At 63.8% G+C, this 2936-nt stretch carries 2 protein-coding genes and 1 tRNA gene; all 3 read right to left on the bottom strand.

Annotation, left to right across the window (positions count from 1 at the left end):
• Positions 1-81: 81 nt before the first annotated feature.
• Positions 82-156: transfer RNA gene (locus tag ACQKDV_RS07050), tRNA-Val, on the bottom strand.
• Between the two features lie 11 nt (positions 157-167).
• Positions 168-440, bottom strand: a complete 273-nt coding sequence (locus ACQKDV_RS07045) for an HU family DNA-binding protein (protein ID WP_004146343.1) — start codon at positions 438-440, stop codon at positions 168-170.
• Positions 441-659: 219 nt separating this feature from the next.
• Positions 660-2936, bottom strand: a 2277-nt coding sequence (lon, locus tag ACQKDV_RS07040; protein ID WP_427783046.1) for an endopeptidase La, incomplete at its 5' end; no start/stop codon positions are given.

Genomic DNA, 2936 nt, shown 5'->3' with positions numbered 1-2936 from the left:
ACGCGCGACCTCCGGCGTGACAGGCCAGCATTCTAACCAGCTGAACTACCGCTCCACACTCAAACTTTTACTGCGGTGCTGTGGTGGGTGCTGAGGGTTTCGAACCCCCGACCCTCTCCGTGTAAAGGAGACGCTCTACCGCTGAGCTAAGCACCCCAGCGAGCCGCTTAGTTTACAGCATCCTTCAGGGCCTTACCAGCCTTGAACGACGGATTCTTCGAAGCAGCGATCTTGATGGTGTCGCCGGTCTTCGGGTTGCGGCCGGTGCGTGCGGCACGGTCGCGGACCTGGAAGGTACCGAAGCCAACCAGGGTGACCGCATCGCCGTCCTTCAGCGCCTTGGTGACGGCAGCAACGACGGCATCGACAGCGCGGCTGGACTCGGCCTTGGTCAGGTCGGCGGCTTCAGCAACGGCATCGATCAATTCGGTCTTGTTCATTCTGTACAACTCCTTTGGCGGTGGGTTCCGCTTATTCGACAGGGAAGCAACCGCACGCGATGCGCGCACGGCCGCCATGTGGAAACTGTTCGCCGAATTCAGTGACCACCAGGCTGCGATCACTCATTCGCGGGTGCTGCTTTTATACCAGCGCCCCTACCCCCACGCAAGCTGGAAAGCCAGCAACGACGCGGGTTTCGGGCATTTCAGCCGCACGCGTCAATGCTTGACGCGCGCGTTTCCACTTGGTTTGGCCTTGCTGCGCACCGTGACGCGCTGCGCACTCTTGCGCGCCTTCTTCGGAGCCAGCGGACGCTCCAGCGCCAGGTCCAGCACTTCCTCGATGTATTTCACCGGCACGATCTGCAGATCGCGGGTGACGTTGGCCGGGATGTCGGCCAGATCCTTGCGGTTCTCCTCGGGGATGATGACCGTGCGGATTCCGCCACGTAGTGCCGCCAACAGCTTCTCCTTCAGGCCACCGATGGCGGTGACGCGGCCGCGCAGGGTGATCTCACCGGTCATCGCCACGTCGGCACGCACCGGCACTTTGCTCAGCATCGACACCAGCGAGGTGACCATCGCCGCGCCCGCACTGGGGCCGTCCTTGGGCGTGGCGCCATCGGGCACGTGCACATGCACGTCGTGCTTCTGCAGGAAGTCGGCATCGATGCCGAACCCGACGGCGCGCGAACGCACCACCGACAGCGCTGCCGACGCCGATTCCTTCATTACGTTGCCGAGCTGGCCGGTCAGGATCAGCTGGCCCTTGCCCGGCACCAGGGTCGATTCGATCTGCAGCAGATCGCCACCCACTTCGGTCCAGGCCAGGCCGGTGACCAGGCCGATCTCGTTGGCTTCTTCGGCGCGACCGAAATCGAAGCGACGCACGCCCAGGTACTTGTCCAGGTTCCTGCTGGTGACGCTGACCAAGGCCCTGGCCTTCTTCGCACCTTTCTTCGCCTTTACCGGCTGCGGGCCGGCCAGCGCGATTTCCTTCACCACCTTGCGGCAGATCTTGGCGATCTCGCGCTCCAGGTTGCGCACGCCGGATTCGCGCGTGTAATAGCGCACGATGTCCTGGATCGCATCGCTGCCGATTTCCAGCTCTTCCGGATTCAGGCCATTGGCCTTGATCTGCTTCGGCGACAGGTAGCGGGTGGCGATGTTGAGCTTCTCATCCTCGGTATAGCCGGGGATGCGGATCACTTCCATGCGGTCCAGCAGCGGGCCGGGAATGTTGAGCGAGTTGGAGGTCGCCACGAACATCACTTCGGACAGGTCCAGGTCTACTTCCAGGTAGTGGTCGTTGAAGGCGTTGTTCTGCTCAGGGTCGAGCACTTCCAGCAGCGCCGAGGACGGATCGCCACGGAAGTCCATCGACATCTTGTCGATCTCATCGAGCACGAACAGCGCGTTGCGGCTGCCGACCTTGTTGAGGTTCTGCACGATGCGGCCTGGCATGGAACCAACGTAGGTGCGGCGATGGCCACGGATCTCGGCTTCGTCACGCACGCCGCCCAGCGACATGCGCACGAACTTGCGGTTGGTGGCCTTGGCGATCGACTGACCCAGCGAGGTCTTGCCCACGCCCGGCGGACCGACCAGGCACAGGATCGGACCCTTCATCTGCTTCACGCGCGACTGCACCGCCAGGTATTCCAGGATGCGGTCCTTGACCTTCTCCAGGCCGTAGTGGTCGGCGTCCAAGGTGTCCTGCGCGGCCTTCAGGTCCTTGCGCACCTTGGTGCGCTTCTTCCACGGCACGCCCAGCAGCCATTCCAGGTAATTGCGCACGACGGCCGCTTCGGCCGACATCGGCGACATCTGCTTGAGCTTGTTCAGCTCGTTGCGCGCCTTGGCTTCCACCGGCTTGGGCATGCCGGCTTCGGCGATCTTGCGGGCCAGTTCCTCCAGCTCGCCCGGCGCGTCGTCCAGATCACCCAGTTCTTTCTGGATGGCCTTCATCTGTTCGTTGAGGTAGTACTCGCGCTGGCTCTTTTCCATCTGCGACTTCACGCGGCCGCGGATGCGCTTTTCCATCTGCTGCACGTCGATCTCGCCATCGACCAGGCCGACCAGCATTTCCAGGCGCTCGCCCACGGCCAGCGTTTCCAGCAGGCGCTGCTTGTCGGCCAGGCGCACGCTGATGTGCGCGGCGATGGTGTCGGCCAGGCGGGCGGGTTCATCGATGCCGGACAGGGTCTGCAGCAGCTCCGGCGGCAGCTTGCGGTTGGTCTTGACGTACTGCTCGAACAGCGACATCAGCGAGCGGGCGATGGCCTCGATCTCGCGCGGTTCGCGCGGGTCGGCCGCGTCGATCTCCACGGCCTGGCCGTGCAGCGCGCCATCACGCTCGTCGACATGGGTGACCTGCACGCGCGACAGGCCTTCCACCAGCACCTTGATGGTGCCGTCAGGCAGCTTCAGCAGCTGCAGCACCTGCGCCAGCGTGCCGACCTGGTAGAGATCGGCCGCATGCGGGTCGTCGGTCTC

The sequence above is a fragment of the Stenotrophomonas sp. NPDC077659 genome (genome assembly GCF_050268705.1).
Taxonomy (GTDB): Bacteria; Pseudomonadota; Gammaproteobacteria; order Xanthomonadales; family Xanthomonadaceae; genus Stenotrophomonas.
This window is presented reverse-complemented; position numbering and strand designations above follow the sequence as displayed.

What these genes read in the sequence shown, in the direction of transcription:
- ACQKDV_RS07045 (WP_004146343.1), bottom strand. Translation starts at nt 440, where the DNA reads ATGAACAAGACCGAATTGATCGATGCCGTTGCTGAAGCCGCCGACCTG.